Origin of the sequence: Paraburkholderia sp. BR10954, assembly GCF_040965775.1 — a bacterium.
GTDB classification, from domain to species: domain Bacteria; phylum Pseudomonadota; class Gammaproteobacteria; order Burkholderiales; family Burkholderiaceae; genus Paraburkholderia; species Paraburkholderia youngii.
Genome location: NZ_JBFRCK010000001.1, coordinates 392,275 through 412,924 on the forward strand (window position 1 = coordinate 392,275; position 20,650 = coordinate 412,924).

The 20,650-nt window shown below is 61.5% G+C and carries 17 protein-coding genes and 4 pseudogenes; 13 read left to right on the forward strand and 8 right to left on the reverse strand.

What is annotated here, in order from left to right:
• Positions 1-240 precede the first annotated feature (240 nt).
• The 5 genes from AB4Y34_RS01780 to AB4Y34_RS01800 all read right to left on the reverse strand — a co-directional run bounded on the left by AB4Y34_RS01780 (position 241) and on the right by AB4Y34_RS01800 (position 5,219).
• Complete coding sequence (locus AB4Y34_RS01780; RefSeq protein ID WP_176106244.1) at positions 241-954, reverse strand: TetR/AcrR family transcriptional regulator; 714 nt, start codon at positions 952-954, stop codon at positions 241-243.
• Positions 955-1,202: 248 nt separating this feature from the next.
• Entirely contained in the window at positions 1,203-2,567 is a 1,365-nt protein-coding gene (locus tag AB4Y34_RS01785) for an MFS transporter (protein ID WP_368715059.1), read from the reverse strand.
• Positions 2,568-2,621: 54 nt separating this feature from the next.
• Positions 2,622-3,908 carry a CaiB/BaiF CoA transferase family protein gene (locus tag AB4Y34_RS01790; RefSeq protein WP_368715060.1) on the reverse strand — a complete coding sequence of 429 codons (1,287 nt, stop codon included), beginning with the start codon at positions 3,906-3,908 and terminating at the stop codon, positions 2,622-2,624.
• A gap of 1 nt (position 3,909) precedes the next feature.
• Complete coding sequence (locus AB4Y34_RS01795; protein WP_368715061.1) at positions 3,910-4,728, reverse strand: enoyl-CoA hydratase/isomerase family protein; 819 nt, start codon at positions 4,726-4,728, stop codon at positions 3,910-3,912.
• A gap of 194 nt (positions 4,729-4,922) precedes the next feature.
• On the reverse strand, positions 4,923-5,219 hold the full coding sequence (locus AB4Y34_RS01800) for a DUF1330 domain-containing protein (RefSeq protein WP_176384209.1): 297 nt from the start codon (positions 5,217-5,219) through the stop codon (positions 4,923-4,925).
• A 157-nt stretch (positions 5,220-5,376) separates the two neighbouring features.
• Between AB4Y34_RS01800 and AB4Y34_RS01805 the strand changes: the two genes are divergently transcribed.
• The 5 genes from AB4Y34_RS01805 (at position 5,377) to AB4Y34_RS01825 (ending at position 9,811) form a co-directional block, all read left to right on the forward strand.
• Positions 5,377-6,783 carry an NAD-dependent succinate-semialdehyde dehydrogenase gene (locus AB4Y34_RS01805; RefSeq protein WP_368715062.1) on the forward strand — a complete coding sequence of 469 codons (1,407 nt, stop codon included), beginning with the start codon at positions 5,377-5,379 and terminating at the stop codon, positions 6,781-6,783.
• A 45-nt stretch (positions 6,784-6,828) separates the two neighbouring features.
• The gene (locus AB4Y34_RS01810) at positions 6,829-7,713 is read left to right on the forward strand and encodes a 3-keto-5-aminohexanoate cleavage protein (RefSeq protein WP_368715063.1); all 885 of its coding nucleotides are present in this window, start codon (positions 6,829-6,831) and stop codon (positions 7,711-7,713) included.
• 177 nt (positions 7,714-7,890) lie between these two features.
• Entirely contained in the window at positions 7,891-8,322 is a 432-nt protein-coding gene (locus AB4Y34_RS01815; RefSeq protein WP_176110404.1) for a tautomerase family protein, read from the forward strand.
• A gap of 374 nt (positions 8,323-8,696) precedes the next feature.
• Positions 8,697-9,527 carry a zinc-dependent alcohol dehydrogenase family protein gene (locus tag AB4Y34_RS01820; RefSeq protein WP_368715064.1) on the forward strand — a complete coding sequence of 277 codons (831 nt, stop codon included), beginning with the start codon at positions 8,697-8,699 and terminating at the stop codon, positions 9,525-9,527.
• Positions 9,497-9,811, forward strand: coding sequence for a S41 family peptidase (locus AB4Y34_RS01825; protein ID WP_368715065.1), 315 nt, complete (start codon positions 9,497-9,499; stop codon positions 9,809-9,811). The genes AB4Y34_RS01820 and AB4Y34_RS01825 overlap by 31 nt, the downstream gene beginning before the upstream one ends.
• A 6-nt stretch (positions 9,812-9,817) precedes the next feature.
• Here AB4Y34_RS01825 and AB4Y34_RS01830 read toward each other — a convergent pair whose 3' ends face one another.
• Positions 9,818-9,973, reverse strand: a complete 156-nt coding sequence (locus AB4Y34_RS01830) for a hypothetical protein (RefSeq protein WP_368715066.1) — start codon at positions 9,971-9,973, stop codon at positions 9,818-9,820.
• Positions 9,974-10,164: 191 nt separating this feature from the next.
• A pseudogene (locus AB4Y34_RS01835) lies at positions 10,165-11,073 on the reverse strand (sodium:solute symporter); the annotation flags it as partial.
• 733 nt (positions 11,074-11,806) lie between these two features.
• On the opposite strand from AB4Y34_RS01835, the gene AB4Y34_RS01840 reads away from it, so the two are divergent.
• The 5 genes from AB4Y34_RS01840 to AB4Y34_RS01860 all read left to right on the forward strand — a co-directional run bounded on the left by AB4Y34_RS01840 (position 11,807) and on the right by AB4Y34_RS01860 (position 16,649).
• Positions 11,807-12,817 carry a sulfate ABC transporter substrate-binding protein gene (locus tag AB4Y34_RS01840; protein ID WP_176384222.1) on the forward strand — a complete coding sequence of 337 codons (1,011 nt, stop codon included), beginning with the start codon at positions 11,807-11,809 and terminating at the stop codon, positions 12,815-12,817.
• A gap of 107 nt (positions 12,818-12,924) precedes the next feature.
• Positions 12,925-13,815 (forward strand): sulfate ABC transporter permease subunit CysT, encoded by an 891-nt coding sequence (gene cysT, locus AB4Y34_RS01845; protein ID WP_176384199.1) that lies wholly within the window; start codon positions 12,925-12,927, stop codon positions 13,813-13,815.
• On the forward strand, positions 13,812-14,777 hold the full coding sequence (cysW, locus tag AB4Y34_RS01850; protein ID WP_255209026.1) for a sulfate ABC transporter permease subunit CysW: 966 nt from the start codon (positions 13,812-13,814) through the stop codon (positions 14,775-14,777). The genes cysT and cysW overlap by 4 nt, the downstream gene beginning before the upstream one ends.
• Positions 14,778-14,791: 14 nt before the next feature.
• A complete protein-coding gene (locus AB4Y34_RS01855; RefSeq protein ID WP_368715067.1) occupies positions 14,792-15,868 on the forward strand; it encodes a sulfate/molybdate ABC transporter ATP-binding protein in 1,077 nt (358 codons plus the stop codon).
• A gap of 139 nt (positions 15,869-16,007) precedes the next feature.
• Positions 16,008-16,649: an HD domain-containing protein gene (locus AB4Y34_RS01860; protein ID WP_176384194.1), complete on the forward strand. Its 642-nt coding sequence runs from the start codon at positions 16,008-16,010 to the stop codon at positions 16,647-16,649.
• A gap of 540 nt (positions 16,650-17,189) precedes the next feature.
• Here AB4Y34_RS01860 and AB4Y34_RS01865 read toward each other — a convergent pair.
• Positions 17,190-18,023, reverse strand: a pseudogene (locus AB4Y34_RS01865) (MBL fold metallo-hydrolase); the annotation flags it as partial.
• Between the two features lie 320 nt (positions 18,024-18,343).
• On the opposite strand from AB4Y34_RS01865, the pseudogene AB4Y34_RS01870 reads away from it, so the two are divergent.
• From AB4Y34_RS01870 to AB4Y34_RS01880, 3 genes and pseudogenes are all read left to right on the forward strand, one after another.
• Positions 18,344-18,597, forward strand: a pseudogene (locus tag AB4Y34_RS01870) (integrase core domain-containing protein); the annotation flags it as partial.
• Positions 18,598-18,788: 191 nt separating this feature from the next.
• Entirely contained in the window at positions 18,789-19,148 is a 360-nt protein-coding gene (locus AB4Y34_RS01875) for a hypothetical protein (protein ID WP_368715068.1), read from the forward strand.
• Positions 19,149-19,235: 87 nt separating this feature from the next.
• Positions 19,236-20,544, forward strand: a pseudogene (locus tag AB4Y34_RS01880) (MFS transporter).
• Positions 20,545-20,650: the final 106 nt, after the last annotated feature.

Sequence of the window (20,650 nt, forward strand, 5' to 3'; positions counted from 1 at the left end):
GTGCCGGAACAGGCGGGCTTACTTCGGCGCTCGCGTCGTGGCTGACCCAACGCACACAGGTTGGCGCGGAGTGGCGCGTGCATGAGCGCGCTCGGCTGCAGGACCTCTACAAGGATTTTATCGAAGAAGCGACGAAGTGCTATGTCGACGCCCTGCGACACGACGACCCGGACCTCTCAGGGCTCGGCAACCACCAGAACAGTATTCTGCGGCGGCGCTCGCATTTGACAGCGACGACGGCTACGCTTTGGCGCGCTTGCGCGCTGTGCGGGTCACGACGGGCTTCTCGGAGAGCATGCACTGCTGAATCACGCGCTGGAGATGATCCGGGCCGGCCGTGATCGCGCTTAGCAACGTCATCAAGACGAAATCGATCAACTTAGGTATTGCGACCTTGGTGTCCGCCCTCGGTGCGCGGTTCGCCAGGATCAGCGTGGCGAGACCATGTTCCATGCTCCACGCGGCATGAGTCACTAGCTTTAGATCGGCATGGGCCCAGCCGCTCTCGATAGCTAGTGCTTCAATCGTCTCGGAAAACAACCCAAAAGACCTGTTACTTTCCTCGGTGAGTTCTGGATACGCCTGATGCGCCACGATGCGAGGTCCGATCATCAGACCGAACAGTCCATTGTGGCGCTGCGCGAACTCAACATACACCCGCATCATCCGGTACGCTTTGGCAAGTGCGGTGTCGTCGCTGTCACGGATCGCAACGCGCAACGCAGCGAGGTCGCGATATCCACTCGCCGCGATCGTGGCCAGAAGTTCGTCGATACCGGCAAAATGTCGCGAGGGCGCGGCTTCTGATACGCCCACCATTCGCGCGAGGTAACGAAGACTCAGATCTTGTGCAGACACATCCTTGAGCGCGTTGCGCCCCGCTTCGATGAGCGCATTGCGCAGATTGCCATGGTGGTAATCCGCGTTCTTTGTGATAGATGACTTAGGACTCACGTGGCCTTCGTTGGTGGAGCAAAACAAGGAATCGATTATAAATTCTGCGCAAAGAGGCAAGCAATATCCGGGTGGGGCGCTAGACAGGCGAGCATCACTACGCGCATTCTGGCGGCTTGCTGGCGTGGCTGGATGTCAGGCTACACTGCATGCCCATCTGCTCCAGGCAGACAGCGCCGAAGGCCGCCTTTTAGCGCGCAACGCGCGCTTGCCATGACTACCCGGCGCGCCCCGTCGGCGTCGACTGTTCAAGTTGAGCATCGAACCGCTACGTCGTCAACGGGCGATCGGCTCCTGATAATGTGTTGCACGCCAAAAAGAAGAACCGCTACGCCGATTGCCTGAACACACGCAATCATTATGAACCCGCTCGCGTAAGTTCCAGTCGCGTCGCGGACATATCCGATAAGAAAGGGTGTAACGAAGCCTGCGACGTTGGCGACGGAACTGATCAATGGCACGCCGACCACTAACGACTTACCGCTGAGGAGGCCGACAGTCATTTGCCAGAAGAGCGTTATACCCGCTCCCGTTCCCGCGAAGCCCAGAGCAAGGAGAAAAAACGTCGCGATGGGGCTGCTGTGCCATACGAAGACGAGCGCCGAAAGGCTCACCGCAGTAAAAAACGACGCCAGCGCACAGAAGAGCCGCCGACGCTGCGCACTGCCCCCGATGCTACAGATAAGCACATTGCCCAATGCCCCTAAAATGCAGGCACCCGCGACTGCACGGCCGATCTCTTTGTATCCGCCGAATCCCGCCTCGCGAAGTATCGTCGGGGAGTAGAAAAACAGTGCGGCCGTCGCGGCGAGGAGGGAGAAGTAGGCCGCGCTCAGGATCCAGACGGCGGGGTTGAGGAAAAGAGGCCGGTCCTCGTCGTGCGCATCGTTCATCGTTTCGGCGCTATTTCGGAGATTGTCCTCGACGAGCGTACGCTGGCGCGCCGAAAGCCACTTGGCGCCGCGAGGCAGATCCGGAAGTATCAGGAACGCAGCGCACGCCAACACGACCGTAGGGATGGCCTGAGCGAAGAACATCCATCGCCAGCCTTGAAAGCCGGCAAGTCCGTTCATGTGCTCGAGCACGAAGCCCCCCGTCAGGCCGATCGTGACCGTCGAGAAGAGCGATCCTGAATGGAAGATGCTGAAGTTGCGCGTGCGCCTTTCTCCTGGGAACCACGCATTGAAGTACAACACGACACCCGGATAGAATCCCGCCTCGAACACACCGAGCAGGAACCGTAATGCGTAGAACGTCGGCGCGTTATTGACGAACGTCATCGCGACACTGGTCAGTCCCCACGCGCCGGCGATACCAGCGAGCACGGCGCGCGCGCCGAACTTCTTTTGCAGCATCGTGGTAGGGACGCCGAACAGCACGTAGCCGACGAAGAAGAGGCCGGCGCCCAGTCCATACACTGTCTCGCTGAATCGCAGATCCACGACCATTTGCAGCTTCGCGAAAGCAACGTTCGAGCGGCCGACCCACGCGAGCATCCATAAGCCAAAGAGTATCGGCAGGATCCTCCACTGCGCCGAAGCGTAGGCTTTCCGAAGGAGGGCGTTGTCATCCGACGATGACGCTTCTACGCAGGCTTGTTTCACCACTTCCATCCAGTCCTCCGACGTGATGTGTTGATACCGGGAATACGAGGCGTACCTCGGCGATCAAAGATCGTCCGCCACTTTCTGCAATTCGCGCGCTTGCGAAACAACGGGAGCGCCGATCTTCTTCGTTGATGGCGGCGGCCCACCGACCAGAATGCCGCTATCGATTGCATTGCGGATTTCGGCATCCGCGAGGCCCGCTTCGCGGAAAACCTGCTCGTTGTGCTCGCCGCGAAATGCGGGCGCGCTGCGCATTCCAAGCTCGTCATCTGAAAAGTGCCATGGATAGCCGTGTATGAGATATGAGCCGCCGCGGCGATCCGAAATCTCGTGCACCGCACCCCATTGCTTGGCCCAATCGGTCTCGGCCAACTCCTTCAGCGTACGAATCTGGCCGATCGCGATCTTGGCCTCGTCGAGTTGCGCATCGAGCGTCTTGAGATCGCGGAATGACCGCATCCAGGTCTGGATCACTGCGTGCAGTGCCTTGTAGTTCCGCAGGCGGTGCTCAGCAGTGCAGAAACGCGGATCGTGCGCCAGGTCCATACGACGCATCGCCTTCAGGTAATTCGGAAACGTGTGGCTGCCGACGATGCTTTGCGCCGCCACAAACTCTTCGCCACCCGGGCCGACGAAATGAGGGCCGTCGGCGGCACCGAGGATGCCCGGCTCGGCGCCCGTATCGACACCCGCGAGATCGAGGTGAGCACGCTCGTTGATCGACAGCATCACGGCCGCCATTGCGACGTCGATGTACTGGCCGCGCCCGGTGACTTCTCGCTTGCGCACTGCCGCGAGCACGGCGATGGTCGCTTGCAGGCCCGCATAGACGTCCGCGTGCGACAGGGGATCGGTCCATTTACGGCCGTCGCCGGCGTTATCGAAATGTCGCAGTGTGTTGTGCGTGAATCCCGTTTCGGCTTGCACGGTCGGCGCATAGGCCATGCGCGACGCCCATGGACCGTGTTGGCCGTAGCCCGTGATCGAAACGTAGACCAGCTTGGGATTGCGCTGCGCGAGTGTCGCGTAGTCGAGTCCGAAACCCTTGAGCGTGCCAGCCCGAAAATTCTCGACGATGATGTCGGCGTCGTCACACAGGCGTAGCACGAAATCACGTGCGCCCGGTGCGTTCAGATCGATGCTGATGTTGCGTTTGCCGCTATTTTGCTGAGCGTAGTAGCCGGACATGCCGTCGCGATTCGGAAACGCGGCGCGCGACACGTCGGGTCGCGGTGGCTCGATCTTGATCACATCGGCACCAAGATCGGCTAGCGTCCGCGCGCACAGCGGGCCGGCCAGCACGCGGGAAAAATCGACGACCTTGAGTCCTTCGAGCGGTCCGGTCATGTCAATTCCCTTCGAAGATGGCGGTGCCAGGGCCAGTCTGATCGAAGGCCGCCAGTCCGCGTTTAAGATCCTGCGACGCCCAGATCGGCTTTTGCAGCTCGAACATCGCTTCGTCGGCGGCGGCGACCCCCTCATTGACCGCAACACGCACGAGTTGCTTGGTGGCGGCATGCGCGACGGTCGGGCCGGCGGCCAGTTCCTGCGCAATCGACAGCGCCACTTCATCGAGCTTGTCGTCGGGGACAACGAGATTGATCAGGCCCCAGCGTTCGAGCGTGGCTGCGTCATACCGGCGACCGAGCAACGCGAGTTCTTTCGCGCGAGCCGGACCGGCTCGCATCACCTGACGCTGGATGCCGCCGAGCAGGGGGTGCAAACCGAGTGCGACCTCAACCGAGCCGATCTTGGCCGATTCGGCGACGACGCTGAAGTCACAGGCGAGCGCCACTTCGAATCCACCGCCTAGGCATGTTCCGTTCACCGCGACAACAATCGGGATCGGTAGTGTCTCGAAGCCACGCAGCACCTCGAGCGGATCCATCAGCGCTTTGCCTTGCGTGGCAATGCGATCGGGAAAAAGCGCCACTTCAGCGCCGGCTGAGAAGTGCCGCAGACCACTGCGCAGCAGGATCGCGCGCGAGCCGCGTTTCACTGCCTGATCGAATTCATCGAGCAGGGCGCGATACAGCGTCGGTCCCATCAAGTTGTGCGGGCGACGGTTCATTGTAAGGACCGTCACGGGGCCTTTGTTTTCTCTCTGAACAAGTGCTTCGTCCATTCTTTGCTCCATTTCGTCAGATTCGGACATTTCCACATCCACATGTTAACGAGCATAACATCGCAATAAAACATTGATGTCGGCATTTTCTGGTTGAAAAAAGTGACAACCGAAGAGATTATTTCCCGTGCCGTAGCGGCAATAATCACGCTACGGCGCGATACGAGGCGCGGTATGTGACGCGATATAAGTACTATGGCGAACCAAGATGGCCTTAGCGGTTACTTCGAAACGTCTCAATCTTCGAGACCGGCGACTACGCGCGCATCTCTTTCAGCGCCGTTTCCCAATACCGCTAGCGCTTCCTGATAAGCCTCACTCTGAAACGTGGCGAGAGCCTGCTCGAAGCTCGGGAATTCGACCACGACGGTGCGTTCTTTGAGGCCGGCCTGAAATGCAACGACTTCGCCGCCCCGCACCAAAAATTTTCCACCCGCCGCTTTCACCACCTGTGTCGCGAGGACACCGTACGCCGCGAGTTTGCTTGCGTCATGGACCGCCCGATAAGCCGCCACCCAATATCCTTTTGCCATTTCGCTCTCCGGTTGAACGTACGTACAAATGTTAACGGCACAAACATCAAGATCAATGAGGGTTTTTCCTGGCTAAAAAAGCTGGCGCGGATAGGTGTTAACGGTGTTAGCATGTGCCGACGCATTGACTCGATGCCATTTTTTCGCGGAGAACTTCATGCCATACACGACTACCAATCCTGCAACCGGCAAACTGCTTGCCACCTACGACGAGATATCCGACGAGTTGCTCGAAACGAAGCTCGCTGCCGCGCAGCGCGCTTTCGAAACTGACTGGCGCCGTCGTCCCGTCAGCGATCGGGCGCGCATCATGACGCGCGCGGCGGCGCTGTTGCGCAGGAAGGCCGACGAATATGCGGGCTATCTGACGCTGGAAATGGGAAAGCGCGGCGGCGAAGCGCGCAAGGAAGTGGAATCGTCTGCAAACATTCTCGACTACTACGCAAAGCATGCGAGCACCTATCTGCAACCCCGTCCACTCGCCGAAGCGCCCGGCGCAACCGTGCACATCGAGCCAATCGGCGTGCTTTTCGGGATCGAGCCATGGAATTTTCCGTACTACCAGATCGCGCGCGTAGCCGGCCCGCAACTGATGGTCGGCAACGTCCTGCTGCTCAAACATGCGGAAAGCGTTCCGCAATCCGCATTGGCCTTTGCGCGGTTGTTCGAGGAAGCGGGCGCGCCCGAAGGCGTCTATACGAATCTGTTCATTTCGATCGACCAGGCGGGGCGTGTCATTGACGATCCGCGCGTCCAGGGCGTGACACTGACGGGCAGCGAGCGCGCCGGCGCTGCCGTTGCTGAGCGTGCCGGCCGGAATCTGAAGAAAGTCGTTCTCGAACTGGGCGGCAGCGATCCGTTCATCGTGCTCGAGGATGCGCCGCTCGACTGGGCGATTCAAAGCGCGGTCGCGGGGCGAATGCTCAATGCGGGTCAATGTTGCGTAGGATCGAAGCGAATCATCGTGGTCGGAAAGGCGCGCGGCGACGCTTTCCTCGAAGGCTTCGCAAAGCAGATGGCCGCGCTGTCGACGGGCGATCCAGCCGATCCAGCCACCGCAGTCGCACCGCTGTCCTCCGAGCGCGCATTGAATCTGCTGCTTGAGCAAATCGATCGCGCGGCTTCGCATGGCGCGTTCATCGTGTGTGGCGGAAAGCGCGTCGAGCGCCCGGGCTTCTATTTGCAGCCGACCGTCCTGACCGACATCTCGCCACAGAATCCCGTATTCGCCGAAGAGTTGTTCGGCCCGGTGGCCGCCTTTCACGTCGTCGAGGACGAAGCAGCCGCAATTGCGCTTGCCAACGGCACGCCGTACGGTCTCGGTGCGTCGGTATTCACTGCGGATACCGAGCGCGGAGAGCGGGTCGCCGCGCAGATCGACAGCGGCATGGTGTTCATCAATCAGCCGTTCGGCACGGCGGCCGAACTGCCGTTCGGTGGTGTCAAACGTTCAGGCTTTGGCCGGGAGCTGTCTCAGTTGGGCTTCGACGAATTCGTCAACAAAAAGCTGATCAGGGTTGCACCCGTTGGGGCGGCGCCGTTCGGCCCCGCGCGGGCCGCGTGAACGCACGATGGCATTGCTCAATTCCCACCTTTTTGAACGAACATCATGACAGGCAAGACGATTATCAGTTGTGCACTCACAGGAAGCGACGATACACCGCGGCTGAACCCCGCAGTGCCCGTGACGCCTGAGCAAATCGCCAATGAGGCCATCGCTGCGTGTGAAGCGGGTGCGAGCATCGCGCACATTCACGTACGGGATCCCAAAACAGGCGCTCCGAGCACTGAGTTGTCGCTTTATGGTGAAGTCGTCTCGCGCATCCGCGATAGCGGGTGCCCGATTTTGATCAATCTGACGACGGGCCCAGGCGCACGATTCGTTCCCAGCGACGAAGACCCGAATCGGGGAAGCGAACTGAGTACGATGATGACGCCCGAGGCGCGCGTGCGGCATGTGCTCGAGTTGCGTCCGGAAATCTGCACCCTGGACATTGCGACGATGAACTTCGGCAGTCGCGCATTCGTGAACGTGCCCGACCATTTGATCAAAATGGCAACCTTGATTGAAGAAGCGGGCGTGAAGCCAGAAATCGAGGTGTTCGATCTGGGCCACGTGCGGCTGGCGCGCCACCTGATCGAAACGCAGGGCATTCTGCAGGCTCCGCTGTTTCAGCTGTGTCTTGGCGTGCCATGGGGCGCGTCCGCCGACACCGAGAGCCTTCTGCAGATGAAACGCTATCTGCCCGAGAACGCCCGCTGGTCGGCATTCGGCATCTCGCGCGCTCAATTTCCAATCGTGGCGCAGAGTGTGATTCTGGGAGGACATGTCCGCGTCGGCCTCGAGGACAACCTTTATCTTGCCAAAGGGGAACTGGCGCCGGGCAACGCCGCACTGGTCAAACGCGCGGTCAGTATCGTCAGAAGCATTGGCGCGGACGTGGCAACACCCGACGAGACGCGCAAAATACTCAGCCTTCCTCATCGTCAATAGATGCGGGACTGAATTCACTAAAAATGCTGCGTTGCGAAAGCATTGGTTTCAAACGGTAGCCTATTCTTTGGCTATTCATACCGCCGCCTCACTCATGTCTGGTTCATCCTTTGTTTCAGGGGATCTGGATGCTCTGGAATAAGGAACGCGGCATCTATCGATGCATGGAGAGAAAAAATGCCTTTGTGGAATATCTATCATCCCGTCGGTGCCTACACGGCAGAAGACAAGCAGGAGATGGCGAAGCGAATTGCCGACATTTACATCATCCCTCGCTTCTACGTCGGTGTACTGTTTCACGAACAGCCGAAAGACTCCTTCTTTATGGGGGGAGTGTCGCGGGACGATTTTGTCAGAATCCGATTAGATCAATTCGCCAGGCACATTGCCAAGGACCCTGTGTGGACTGAGTCGTGGTTGCGCAAGGCGAACGCTGCGATTGCGCCATTTGTCCAGGAGCGGGGCTATCACTACGAGTTGCACGTCGGCGAAACGCCGCGAGAGCTGTGGTTGATCGATGGCATTCGACCACCTCGGCCTGACACGGAAGCTGAGAAGAAATGGAAGCTGGAAAACCGGGCGTCGCCATATGAGCCGAGCGAGGGTTGAGTGCATTAGTCAGATCTGGAACTAGCCGGGGCATGAACTCAATCGACTGCGGTGAAAGCCGGGCTTTCGCCGCAGTCTTTCTACAGGTATCGCTCGATATCAAAACGGAGATTTGTTTGTGTGGCCCGAATTTTTCCATGGTTAACCGGAGTGATTGTCGGACGGGCCTCGACCCGGGCAGCGCGACAAACCGACCGTCACGCCTCCTATTGACCACCTTTTACTATTCCCCGAGGAAGTGCGGCCGTAGCAGTACGCGTAGCCATGCAGCGAGTCGCCGTCCGTCGTGAAAGTGTCTGGCACCCACCGTTGCCAAAGGGCGCGAGCCGTTGGGCATCGTACGTTCATACCTACGCAGGTGAAGGAGACAGTACATGAAGGCCCTGATATTCGAACGCAACGGGGAGCCGTCAGAGGAGGTTCACTGGCGTGATGCGGCCGATCCCACGCCCGGGCCGGACGAAGTCCGCGTGAGGATGCTGCTGGCGCCGGTGCACCCGTCCGACCTGCACGTGATCCGTGGTCGTTTCGCCCGCCAGCGTCAGCCGGAACTGCCGGCCTCACCGGGATCCGAGGGCGTCGGCATCATCGACGCCGTGGGCAACGACGTGCCTCGCACGCGGATAGGCGAGCGTGTCGTCTTGCTGGACGTGCCCGGAACCTGGAGAGAGCAGGCTATTAGTCCGGCCGACCGTGCGATACCTGTACCGCAGGCGATCTCCGACGAGGACGCAGCACAGGCCCTCATCAACCCGATGACGGCATGGGCGATGACGATGAGCGAGCACCAGCTCGGGCGCGGCGACTGCCTTGTGCAGAGCGCGGCCGGCTCGACGGTCGGTCGGCTCGTCCTGCAGATCGCGAAAGCGCAGGGGTTCCGCACCATCAACCTCGTTCGCCGCGAAGAGCAGGTCGCGGAAATCAAGGCGCTTGGGGGTGACGTCGTGCTATGCACTGCGGACCAAAACTGGTCCGAGCAGTTGAAGACGGCCACTGGCGGCAATGGCATCGCGAAGGCGATTGACTGCGTCGCCGGCCGCACGGGCGCCGCGCTTGGCTGCTGGCTTCATACTTCTATAAGGTCGGGGAAGAGAAGTTTTACCTTAACGGGTTCTATAAAGATCGAGGTCAGGACGAACAGGAATGGACCTACGCCTATGATCCGGGTCCACGCATGCCGAATGCCAGAGTCTACATTCTTGTAAATTCGCGTACGGCGTCTGCTGCAGAAGGTTTTGCGTTCGCGATGCAAAATCTCAAACGCGCCACTATCTTCGGACAACGTACTTACGGGGCTGGAATTGCCGTTGTGTACATCGAACTGGGACACGGATTGAGAATGGTCCTTCCGGAGAAAATGGTGGTTGCCCCTCACTCCACGGTGGGATGGGAAGGCAAAGGCGTGGTACCCGACGTCGCCGTCCCTGCAGGTGAGGAGAGAGCCGCAGCGATCGCGCTTGTGAGAGATTCCCTGCATGGAGCACCTTGAACCGTTCTATTCGGCAAGCAGGCTCGGTGCACTGATCGTGCGACCCGTTCCAGCGTCGTAGTCCGGAACCGGATCGATCACGGCGCATGGGGTGCCGGCGTAAGCGATATGGCTCAAGATGCCGGTCGCGGTGTCGTAGAACGATTCAACATTGGGAATCATGAAATTTCATGAAGCGTGTTGAATCATTTGCAAGTGGCTCGAACAAGAAGGAACTCGCGACCGGTTTGAGCGGCTGCGTGCACGACCCGCTTTTCGGTGTAGCGCCCGATATGTACGAACTCGAATCCTGCGTCGGAGCACGTCCTGCGATATGTCAGCGGATCGTACGCACGAAAGCCGTGCTCGGCGAACGGCATTGCACCGACGCCCGCGACAAGCGCCATCACGCCGAGCAGCGCGACGAACACGAGCATCAGCGAATACGCGGGAAGCAGCGCCATGTTGCGGCGAATGACACGGTCGGAGGACGACGCCAGGGTCGCGGTCATTGCGTGCGGATACAGCAGCAATGCGAGCGCGGATCCGAGTGCGAATGTCGCGTAGCTCGAGTGGCCATTGAGGCCAGCGGCGTCCGGTGCCTTGAGCAGCAGCTTCGCTGCGGGCAAGGTTTCGAACATATGCCCGAAGCCGCCGAGCCTTGCAGGAATGACGACGATAGCGCCGATGACGGTCGTATAGATCAGCAGGTCCTTGGCCACCGCGATGATGGCTGGCGCGCGAAGGCCGCTCGACCACGTGTAGATGGCAAGCACGCCGAACGCGACGAGAAGCGGTAACTCGCCCTGCCACCCGTGCGTGGGAAAGCCGAGCGCGCCCAACGTGACCTGAATGCCCACAAGCTGCAAGGCGATATAGGGCATGGTGGCCAGAATGCCGGTCAGCGCGATTCCGAGCGCAAGCGGCCGGCTCCTGAATCGGTGTTCGACGAAGTCGGCGACCGTCACGTGTCCGTGCTGGCGTGCAGCGCGCCATAGGCGCGGCAGCACGAGGAAGCCGAGCGGAAATGCGATGGCGACGTTCGGAATCGCAAAGAATCCCGCGGCTCCCGCGGCGAATACGAGCGCGGGTACGGCAACGAAGGTGTACGCCGTGTACAGGTCACCGCCGATCAACCAGCCCATGAGCGTGCCGAAGCGCCGGCCAGCCAGTCCCCATTCCTGAATACCGGAGAGATCGGCACGCCGCCATCGTGACGCAAACATGCCGGGCATGCTGACTAGGACGAACAGTGCAACGAAGACGAGGATAGGTGTGCTCATGCCGTGTGCCCCTCTTCGTACGCCGGATTTTCGCCCACCGGTTCGGGAGCAGCTGGTATGTCGAGGACATTGGCCATGCCTGTACGAAGCGCGCCAGCAAGAACCCAGGCGGCATGCTTACGTGCATCTCATGATGGCTTTCGGCGCTTCCTCACAGAGATCCATCGACTTCATGGATTTGAGTCTACCCACATCTCACCGTCGGAAAACTAGCGCAAATACAACTCAGTTGCGCCTCACGGAAACAATCGATTTGCGCGCTCCATTGCCACGACTGCTACTCAGCGAAATTTTTCAGAGTGCACGCTATGGCGCGGCGTCTGCCAGGCGAAACCGTCTGGCATATCAGTCAATCGTTCGATCATCGTTTCCTGATGGAGACAGTCAAGTGCGTCAGAAGGGTTTTTCGGTCGATGGTTGCTTCTTATGATGACGCTCGAATGGTTGGCCGTGACTGTCGTGACGAGAATGACATATTTTGTGGCGCGGGAATATCGATCGCGAGGCTGGCCCACCTCTGACGCTGCTGGAAGCAACAGTGCTCCCTCGCAGCATCGTGGCGCGCCGCCGATGCTATTGACGCGTATCGGCGGCGTATAGGAAAGCGTCCTTCGACCCGGCGACCCTGGCCAGAAGGATCTGGATTCAAATCGGAATTGGTATGCAAATGATTTATGAGCGAATGACGTCCGGAAGAACAGGGCGGAGACTTCACGGTTTTGTGCCTGCAGGAATGATCTGGAAGCGGATTGCAGCGCTTGTCCTGTACGTCGCGTTGGCAACGTGCCTGACTGGCAACGCACATGCGGGGAGCGGGGCGCTCCTGAACGTATCGTATGACTCGACGCGCGAGCTGTATCAGGACGTCAACCGGGCGTTTGGCAAGGCATGGCAGGCGCGGACCGGCGAGACGGTGGCCTTCAATCAGTCGCACGGCGGCTCGGGCGCGCAGGCGCGCTCGGTCCTCGATGGCCTGCAGGCCGACGTCGTGACGCTCGCTCTCGCCTACGACATAGACGTGCTGGCCGAGCGCGGCCTCATCGACAGGAACTGGCAGAAGCGCCTGCCCGACAACGCGTCGCCCTACACGTCGACGATCGTGTTTCTCGTGCGCGAGGGCAATCCCAGGCACATCAAGGATTGGGACGACCTCGTGAAGCCCGGCGTCTCGATCGTGACGCCGAATCCGAAAACCTCAGGCGGAGCGCGCTGGAACTACCTCGCGGCCTGGGCGTACGCGGTGCACCAGCCGGGCGGCAATGCGCAGGCGGGTAAGGCGTTCGTCACGAAGCTGTACAAGAACGCGGGCGTGCTTGATTCGAGCGGACGAGGCGCGACGACGAGCTTCGCGCAGCGCGGGATCGGCGACGTGCTGATCGCCTGGGAAAGCGACGCGTTTCTCGCGCGCAAGGAGTTCGGCGCCGACAGGTTTGAAATCGTCGTGCCGTCGGCGAGCATTCTCGCGGAACCGCCGGTTGCAGTGGTGGACAAAGTGGTCGACAAGCGCGGCACGCGCAAGGTCGCCGAGGCCTACCTGCAGTTTCTCTATAGCGAGGAAGGGCAGGAGATTGCCGCGAAGAACTTCTACCGTCCGCGCTCCAATAGGGTGCCGCCCGTGCTCACGGACAGGTTCCCGAAGCTCAAGCTGTACACGGTTGACGACACGTTCGGCGGCTGGGCCAATGCGCAGAAGACGCACTTCGCCGACGGCGGCGTATTCGATTCGATCTACCAGCCGCAGTAAAGGCGCGAGGCCCCGGCTGGCACGACCGGGACATAAGGGGACGCGCGCGTCGCGACGCGCCAGCCCGCTGATCGGCTTCATCGAGCCGCACCTGAAAGAGCATCAACATGACGACCTTCACTTTTCGCAAGCCGAGCGCGCTGCCCGGCTTTGGCGTGACGCTTGGTATCACGGTGGCGTATCTGAGCCTCGTGGTGCTGATTCCGCTCGCCGCGACGTTCCTGAAGACAGCCACGCTGCACTGGAATCCATTTGTGTACGCGGTTAGCGCGCCGCGCGTGCTGGCGTCCTACCGTCTGACGTTTTCCGCCGCGTTCGGCGGCGCACTGCTGAACGCCGGGTTCGGCCTGCTCGTCGCGTGGGTGCTCGTGCGCTATCCGTTTCCGGGCAAGCGCATCGTCGACGCCGTGGTCGATTTACCGCTCGCGCTGCCGACCGCGGTGGCCGGCATCTCGCTTGCCGCCGTCTATTCGCGCAACGGATGGATCGGCCGGTTCCTCGAGCCGCTCGACATCAAAGTCGCGTTCACGCCGCTCGGCGTGCTCATCGCGCTGACGTTCATCGGCCTGCCGTTCGTCGTGCGGACGGTGCAGCCGGTACTCGAAGAGTTCGAGCGCGAGCAGGAGGAGGCCGCCGCGTGCCTCGGCGCGTCGCGCTGGCTCACATTCCGGCGCGTCGTGCTGCCGGCGCTCGCGCCCGCGCTCCTGACCGGCTTCGCGCTCGCGTTTGCGCGCGCGCTTGGGGAGTACGGCTCGGTGATCTTCATCGCGGGTAACGTGCCGATGAAATCGGAGATCATGTCGCTCCTCATCATCACGAAGCTCGAGCAGTACGACTACGCGGGCGCGACGGCGCTCGCGGTCGTGATGCTGGTCGCCTCGTTTCTGATGTTGCTCATGATCAACACGCTGCAATGGTCATTGCAGCGGCGCACGAGCCGGATGGCGTCCTCCGCGCCGGCGAGCGCCGCGCCCGTGGCCGAAGGAGGCACGCGATGACCCGGCCCGCAACCAAAACCGCAGGGTCCGCCGCGCGCCGTCCGGACCCCGTCACGGAACGGCGCGCGGTCCGCTGGCTCCTGACCGGCACGGCGCTCGCGTTCCTCGCGCTTTTTCTCGTCGTGCCGCTCGCGGCCGTCTTCTATGAGGCTTTTGCAAAGGGCGTCGGCTTCTACCTCGCGTCGCTCGCCGATCCCGACGCATGGTCCGCGATCAGGCTCACGCTCTTCGTCGCGGCGGTCGCCGTGCCGCTGAATCTCGCGTTCGGAATTGCGGCGTCGTGGGCGATCGCGAAGTTCGAGTTCAGGGGCAAGGCGCTCCTGACGACGCTGATCGATCTGCCGTTCTCGGTCTCGCCGGTGATCTCGGGGCTCCTCTATGTGCTGATGTTCGGCGCGCAAGGGTGGTTCGGCACGTGGCTTGCCGGTCACGATGTGCAGATCATCTTCGCGGTGCCGGGCATCGTTCTCGCGACCATCTTCGTGACTTTCCCGTTCGTTGCGCGCGAGCTGATCCCGCTCATGCAGGCGCAGGGCAGCGACGAGGAGGAGGCCGCACACGTGCTCGGCGCGTCGGGCTGGCAGATCTTTCGCCGCGTGACGCTGCCGAACGTCAAATGGGGCCTCCTGTACGGCGTGATTCTCTGCAACGCCCGCGCGATGGGCGAGTTCGGCGCGGTCTCTGTCGTCTCGGGACACATCCGCGGCCAGACCGATACGATGCCGCTCCACGTCGAGATCCTCTACAACGAGTACAACTTTTCGGCCGCGTTCGCCGTGGCGTCACTGCTCGCGCTGCTCGCGCTCGTGACGCTCGGCCTGAAGCTGCTCGCCGAGCGTGGGATGGCGCGGGAGCGTTCGCTTGCCGGCGGTGCCGGCGAGGGCGCGGCGAGCGCCGCGGGCGCCGCCGTCCGCCCGCAGGCCGCCGTCACGGTGCGCGGCGCCACCCAACTGGTCCAATAAGGAGGAATTCCACCATGGGCATTACCGTTCGCAACCTGCAAAAGCGCTTCGGCAACTTCACCGCGCTTAACGACGTGTCGCTCGATTTTCCGCCGGGTGAACTTGTCGCGCTGCTCGGCCCGTCCGGCTGTGGCAAGACGACGCTCTTGCGGGTGGTTGCGGGACTCGAGCATGCCGATGCGGGGCAGGTCGTGCTGCAAGGGCAGGACGTCGGCCCGGTCGGCGCGCGCGAGCGGCAGATCGGCTTCGTGTTCCAGCATTACGCGCTGTTCCGGCACATGACTGTGTTCGAGAACGTCGCGTTCGGGCTGCGTGTGAAGCCGCGCGGGCAGCGTCCCTCGGAGTCGGCGATTCGCGACAAGGTGCGCGAGCTGCTGCGTCTCGTGCAGCTCGACGGGTTCGCGCAGCGCTATCCGTCCGAGCTGTCGGGCGGCCAGCGGCAGCGGACCGCGCTCGCTCGAGCGCTCGCCGTCGAGCCGAAGGTGCTGCTGCTCGACGAGCCGTTCGGCGCGCTCGACGCGAAAGTCCGCAAGGAGCTGCGCAGCTGGCTGCGACGCCTGCACGACGAGCTCCATATCTCGACGATCTTCGTCACGCACGACCAGGAGGAGGCGCTCGAGGTGGCCGACCGCATCGTCGTCATGAACCACGGGCGCGTCGAGCAGGCCGGCGCGCCGCAGGACTTGTACGACCGTCCGCGGACGTCGTTCGTCTACGAGTTCCTCGGCGCCGCGAATCGCCTGAGCGGCCGCGTCGAAGCAGCCGGCTTCGTCGCGGACGGCGCGGCGCAGCCGATCTCGGTCACCGCCGACTTCTCGGGGCCGGCGCGCGCTTACGTGCGTCCGCACGATCTGGCGCTTTACCCGCGCGCCGGCGCCAGCGGGGAGCGCGAAGTGCCAGATGGCGGTATCGTCGTCAACGTGCGGCGTGTCGTGACCTTCGGCGGCTCGGTGCGCGTCGAGCTCGAAGGCCGCGGCGGCAACTTGCTCGAGGCCGAGCTCGATCGCGACGCCTGGCGCGCGCTGCGGCTCGAAGTCGGCGACGGCGTCACCGCCGTGCCTCGCTTGCTACGCGTGTTTCGCGCGATTTGAGTTCCCGGAGGCAGCATGGGTGCGCATGGCACATTGTCGTTGCGGATGGTGTTGGGAATAGTAAATTGAACGTACGGTGTTCTCCTCGCGGCCTGGAGAATCACTTGAACTGGAATCCCCCCTTGCAAGAGGTGAAGTGATGAAGCACCCATTGACGGTCGGAGGAGTCATCGCGCCGGACTCTCAACTTGCGCAGAAGGCGGCCTCCCTGGTCGAACAGATCCATTCGTCAGCATTGCTGCACCACGTGCACCGGACATGGTGGTTCGCCGAATTCATCGGCAAGAAACGGGGAATGAAATACGACCGCGAACTGGTGTATCTCGCAGCCCTGCTGCACGACCTCGGACTCACATCACAGTACGCGGGTGAGCAGCGATTCGAAGTCGACGGTGCGGATGCCGCCAGCCGCTTTCTCGAAGCCAACCACTATCCCACGGACAAGGTTGAGCTGGTCTGGGATGCGATCGCACTACATACGTCGGCGGGAATTGCGGATCGCAAGCAACCGGAAGTTGCGCTGATTCATTTCGGCACCCATGTCGATGTGTTTGGGCTGCGTCTCGACGAAATCACGCCTTCGCTTGTCGACGAAATTCTGGAGCTGTATCCGCGCGTGGGAATGAAGACCTCGTTCATCGAAGCGCTGACCGCAGTGGTCGCTCGCAAGCCTCATACTGCAATCGGTACGGGGCTCGTGGACATTGGACACCGCCACGTGCACGGCTTTTCCTGCCCCAACGTGTGCGATCTTATCGAGAACGCGCCATTTGATAGTTGATACACCCCGGCTTTTCAACTGCGCCAGATGCATCATGGGAACGGACGCTTCCCACTGCGGGATGCTGCGATGCCAAGAACGAACGCATTCGCGACCAGGACCAGCAGCACCAGGATCGCGGGCAGAAGGCGTATGGCGATTGATCCGGCATTGCGCTTGCGCGAACTGGACGTGTTGAGTCTTGCTTGATTTCGCATCTGGAAGGGTCCTCAAAGCAAGTCGCGCGACAAACGGCCGACCGCCGCAGCGAGGCGGTCCGATCTCGCGTCAAAGGTTTTCATTGGCGATCAGCAATGCCGCGTTCAATAGGCACCAGCGATCGGCAGCAGCAGATAGCGCATGAGTTCGATTTCTTCGTCGGTCGGCACGACAGATGTCGCGCCGGTATCCGCGGACGGCGGTATTGCCTCTCCATCGATGCATCCGCCGTTCGCCGCTTCCGGGTCGGTGCACAACGCGATGCCGCCGCCAGGACGGGCGCGCCCAAACAACAGGCGCAGCGCCTTGATCACGAGCCCCCTCCACGAAATGGGCTTCTTCGACCGGAAGCCGCGTCATGAGGCGGCCATTGTTGTCGGCGGCGAGCAGATGTCCGCCGTGCAGATTCACCCGCATCGCAGGGTATAGCAGCGCGGGCTCCTTCAGCGTGAGATCGCGCGTCGTTCGCATCGCAACGAACTCGCTTTCGCCGATGCCCTCTCGCACATGAATATTGTGTTGACGTTGTTCGGCGATCGTCGCCGAAAAGCGCACGCCTCGCCTCGCAGGCGGGTAGTCATGACAGACGAATACGCGAGTCGATGCGGGCAGCGCCAGCAGCCGCCGGATCGACACATAGAGCGTTCTCGCGTCGCCACCCGGGAAATCGCAACGCGCCGTGCCGAGGTCGGGCATGAACAACGTATCGCCAACGAACAACGCATCGCCAATCAGATAGGCCATGTCGGCGGGCGTGTGTCCCGGCGTCGGAATCGCGCGCGCCCGCAGCGTGCCGAGCGCGAACTCCTCGTCAGGGCCGAACAGATGATCGAAACCGTGTTCGTCGGCGAGATCGAACGTCGCCGAGAACAGCGAACGCACGTCGGTGATACGCTCGCTAATCGCGATGGTTCCGCCCACGCGGCGCTTCAACTCGACCGCGCCCGACAGATGATCCGCATGCGCATGCGTTTCGAGAATCCATGTGACATCCAGTTGGTACTCTCGGATAAACATGACGATGCGATCGAGCGAGGCCGTCGATGTGCGTCCCGACGCCGCGTCGTAATCCAGCACGGAATCAATTACGGCGCAGGACGAACCGACGCCCGCATAAACGACGTGACCGACGGTGCCCGTCACTACGTCGTGAAAGGATTGAACTTGAGGAAGCATAGATAATCTCCTGACACGCGATGCACTACATGCACGAGGCACGCACGAGAAAAAACGCGCGTTGCATATCGGGCGCGGCCGTCGCGTTCGCATGATCGAAATGGCGTTCGATTTGTAGGTGGTCGAAACCTGCTTCGAAGCAGGTGTCGCGAAGAGTAGTCAGCCCATAAGCGCGAAAACTACATCGGATGAAGGGTATCGATTGCGACGATTCCTTTTGCTCAGGAGGTGCCCATCATGGGAAAGCACCGCAACCCATACCCACCCGAATTTCGGACGCGGATCGTCGATCTGGTTAAGGCCGGGCGAACGCCAGAGGTTCGATCGCCTTCGGCCGCCGCTGCCGCGAGGCTCGCATGCGTTTGTCGATGGGGACCGTGGCGGATTGCTTCGACAACGCCATGTGCGAGAGCTTCTTCGCGACACTCGAATGCGAATTGCTCGCCCGCATGCGTTCGATACACGTAAGCAAGCATGGCAAGCGCTGTTCTCGTGGATCGAAGGTTGGTACAACGTTGGCCGTCGTCATAGCGGCATCGGTTACCACTCGCCGATGCGCTATGAGCAACTTCATGACGAACACAACCGAATCTGCATCAATGGCGAGTCGCCCACCGCCGGCCGACGTCGTGGTCGTAATAGGCGACCCGCCGACCGGCCGTGGACAACTCGCGGCACTGCCCAAACCGGAGGGAATCAGCCCGATCAAAAGTCAACCGCTTAACCGCCCACTGAAGCGGGTCATCTCCAGCCAAGAAATGACAGATGCGCTGGACCGACGAAGGGGCGCACTGCATGGTACAGGTTAGGGTTGCCGTATTGAGCGGCGAATTCTCACCTCGTCGCATCTCGGAGTTGAAGATTGCTTCTTCGGATCACGGCAAATCCAACGGAGCACAGTCGGTGGGCTGGCAATGGCCAACGGACAGAGCTGAGCGCGAATCCATGGGATGGACTGTTGACGCTTGGGCTACTGCGCAACACACGGTACTGGCCCGCGAATATCAAAAGGCCGCCGAGCAGTTGCGCGCGTTTCTGGCGTCGGCAACGCTCACCAAACCGAGCGACGTCGAGATCACCGTCAAGGATTCGGCTGGTACCCGTCCTGCTTTTCGGCTAATTTGACGCGGCTATCTGTCGCCTTGACACTGTCTACACCGTGCGAAGCCCTTTTTCAAAGGCCGCAATCCCCCAATTCAGACGCGAGCAGACATGTATTCCGTTCAATCCCCGATCACGGCCGGGCGCGCCACGGCAGAGTCGGTTCGCGCACTCAGGAAAATCATCATCGCGTCGGTGGCCGGCAACGCGATGGAGTGGTACGGCTTTTTTGTATACGGCACGGCCGCCGCGCTCGTGCTCGGGCAACTGTTCTTTCCCGCGCACGCGGACCCGCTGATCGGCACCATCGGCGCGTTCGCCGCATTCGCGATCGGCTTCGTCGCGCGTCCGCTCGGCGGCATCGTGTTCGGGCATATCGGCGATCGCTACGGACGGCGCGCGTCGCTCGTATGGACGCTGCTGATCATGGGCTTTGCGACCTTCGGCATCGGGCTGTTGCCGACCTCTGATCAGATCGGTCTGGCCGCGCCCGCGGCGCTTGCCGGGTTGCGCCTGCTGCAAGGCATTGCATCGGGCGGCGAATGGGGCGGTCGCGTGCTGATGATCAGCGAGAACGCTCCGCCCGAAAAACGCGGCTATTTCACGGCGTGGAGTCAGCTCGGCGTGGGTGGTGGCTTCGTGCTGTCGGCGGGGGCGTTCCTCGCGGTTCAAGCGCTGCCGCACGATCAGTTCATTTCGTGGGGATGGCGTCCGCCGTTTCTCGCGAGCATCGTGATCTTCGCGATTGGCGTCTACATTCGACACAACCTGCCGGAGAGCCGCGACTTCGAGAATGCGGAGAAGGCCGGCAAGACCGCGCATATGCCGGTGCTCGAAGCGAACAGGCGTCACCGGAAAGAGATCCTGATGGCGATGGGTCTGCGGGTCGCGGAAAACGACGGCGCCTACATTTTTCTTGCGTTCTCGCTCGTGTACGGCAAGTTCGTCGGCATTTCGAATTCGGTGATGCTGACGGGTGTGATGCTCGCGATGGGCGTCGGAATGGGGGCGATGCTTGCGTGGGGCAAGCTGTCGGATCGCATCGGGCGCAAGCCGGTGTATATGATCGGCGCGGTGTCGCTCGCAGTGATGGCGTTTCCGTTCTTCTGGCTGCTCAACACGCACTCGACGCCGCTGATATGGCTCGCGCTGGTGATCGGCACGGCCGTCTGTCACGGCGCGATGATCGGTACGCTGCCCGCGCTCGTCGGCGAACTGTTCAGCACCGAAGTCCGCTATTCCGGCGTGGCGCTCGGTCACGAAATCGCGTCGATCTTCGCGGGCGGCATGTCGCCACTGATTGCGACCGCGCTGCTCGCGCACTACCAGGCCTAACTGGCCGGTAGCCATGTTCCTGATCGTGCTCGGTCTCATCACCGTCGTGACGCTGAAGTTCACGCACGAAACGTGTCAGCCATAAAGCTTCGCCCGGCTGTCGTCGTGGAAGCCTTCGCGCGGTGACGCGCAGCGCACGAAGGCTTCGCTTTGGCGCGTACGGTCCGGGGTAACGGAGTGCGGTAACATGG

Excerpts from the sequence above, each read along its gene's own strand:
- AB4Y34_RS01785 (WP_368715059.1), bottom strand. The coding sequence starts at position 2,567 with ATGGAAGTGGTGAAACAAGCCTGCGTAGAAGCGTCATCGTCGGATGAC.
- AB4Y34_RS01790 (WP_368715060.1), bottom strand. The coding sequence starts at position 3,908 with ATGACCGGACCGCTCGAAGGACTCAAGGTCGTCGATTTTTCCCGCGTG.
- AB4Y34_RS01800 (WP_176384209.1), bottom strand. The coding sequence starts at position 5,219 with ATGGCAAAAGGATATTGGGTGGCGGCTTATCGGGCGGTCCATGACGCA.
- AB4Y34_RS01805 (WP_368715062.1), top strand. The coding sequence starts at position 5,377 with ATGCCATACACGACTACCAATCCTGCAACCGGCAAACTGCTTGCCACC.
- AB4Y34_RS01810 (WP_368715063.1), top strand. The coding sequence starts at position 6,829 with ATGACAGGCAAGACGATTATCAGTTGTGCACTCACAGGAAGCGACGAT.
- AB4Y34_RS01815 (WP_176110404.1), top strand. The coding sequence starts at position 7,891 with ATGCCTTTGTGGAATATCTATCATCCCGTCGGTGCCTACACGGCAGAA.
- AB4Y34_RS01820 (WP_368715064.1), top strand. The coding sequence starts at position 8,697 with ATGAAGGCCCTGATATTCGAACGCAACGGGGAGCCGTCAGAGGAGGTT.
- AB4Y34_RS01825 (WP_368715065.1), top strand. The coding sequence starts at position 9,497 with ATGCCGAATGCCAGAGTCTACATTCTTGTAAATTCGCGTACGGCGTCT.
- AB4Y34_RS01830 (WP_368715066.1), bottom strand. The coding sequence starts at position 9,973 with ATGATTCCCAATGTTGAATCGTTCTACGACACCGCGACCGGCATCTTG.
- AB4Y34_RS01840 (WP_176384222.1), top strand. The coding sequence starts at position 11,807 with ATGATCTGGAAGCGGATTGCAGCGCTTGTCCTGTACGTCGCGTTGGCA.
- cysT (WP_176384199.1), top strand. The coding sequence starts at position 12,925 with ATGACGACCTTCACTTTTCGCAAGCCGAGCGCGCTGCCCGGCTTTGGC.
- cysW (WP_255209026.1), top strand. The coding sequence starts at position 13,812 with ATGACCCGGCCCGCAACCAAAACCGCAGGGTCCGCCGCGCGCCGTCCG.
- AB4Y34_RS01855 (WP_368715067.1), top strand. The coding sequence starts at position 14,792 with ATGGGCATTACCGTTCGCAACCTGCAAAAGCGCTTCGGCAACTTCACC.
- AB4Y34_RS01860 (WP_176384194.1), top strand. The coding sequence starts at position 16,008 with ATGAAGCACCCATTGACGGTCGGAGGAGTCATCGCGCCGGACTCTCAA.
- AB4Y34_RS01875 (WP_368715068.1), top strand. The coding sequence starts at position 18,789 with ATGCGCTGGACCGACGAAGGGGCGCACTGCATGGTACAGGTTAGGGTT.